Below are 836 nucleotides of genomic sequence, written 5' to 3' on the forward strand. Positions count from 1 at the left end.
GCGAAGTTCTGAGTGACACACAGTAAATCATAGAAATCATGTTAGACATAAAAACAAATCATCTTTTTTTTACTTTTATATTGTTTTTATGAAAAATTAAGTTCTGGCTTAAGCTAAAATAAAAGGTATATTAGACTTTATCATCATAAAAATGATAATTATAAAAACAGCAGTAAATCAATAACTAGAATTATAATTTAAATATCTATTATAGATCTTCTGGAATTCACCCTCCTGCTTTATACTGTTTAATGCTTCTTGCCATTGTTTAATAATATTATTGTCTGTTAATTTAGAAGCTGCGATATATAAATCAAAACTTGCTAACTTTATTTGAGTATTGACTAAAGTATTTAATGGCATATGACTTTTTTTTAAAATATAACGCACCCCAAGTTCAGTAAAGGGAATCAGATCACCACGACCTTGGGCTAACACCTTAATTTTTGTTTCTGTACTAGATGCTGATTTATCGATATTAATAATTCCCTTATTAATCAATGAATTTAAAACAAAACCTTCATGACTAGCCATAACGGTATAATTCATGTTAATAATCTCACCGAGAGTTGTCGCTTTAATATTTTTATCTTTCATTTTAAAAAAATAAATATTTTCAGAAGCTAACGGCCCTATCCATTTATAAATGGACTCACGCGCAGGAGTTCTAAAAATTGAAAATAGCAAGTGATTTGGCTTTGTTTTTGCGTAAAACTCGCCTCTTGCACCAGGGTAGACATAAATTTTATATTCTACCCCGAGCCGCTTCATGATCGCCCTGACAATTTCAGTTGAAAATCCTGTTAATTTATTACTTTTATAGCGCTCAACGAATA

At 29.8% G+C, this 836-nt stretch carries 1 protein-coding gene; it reads right to left on the reverse strand.

Going from position 1 to position 836, the window contains the following annotated elements; all coding sequences use genetic code 11:
- Positions 1–177: 177 nt before the first annotated feature.
- On the reverse strand, positions 178–836 hold a 659-nt coding region (locus C200_RS14040; protein WP_033923865.1), incomplete at its 5' end, for a substrate-binding periplasmic protein.

This window comes from Piscirickettsia salmonis LF-89 = ATCC VR-1361, from assembly GCF_000297215.2.
Taxonomy (GTDB): Bacteria; Pseudomonadota; Gammaproteobacteria; order Piscirickettsiales; family Piscirickettsiaceae; genus Piscirickettsia; species Piscirickettsia salmonis.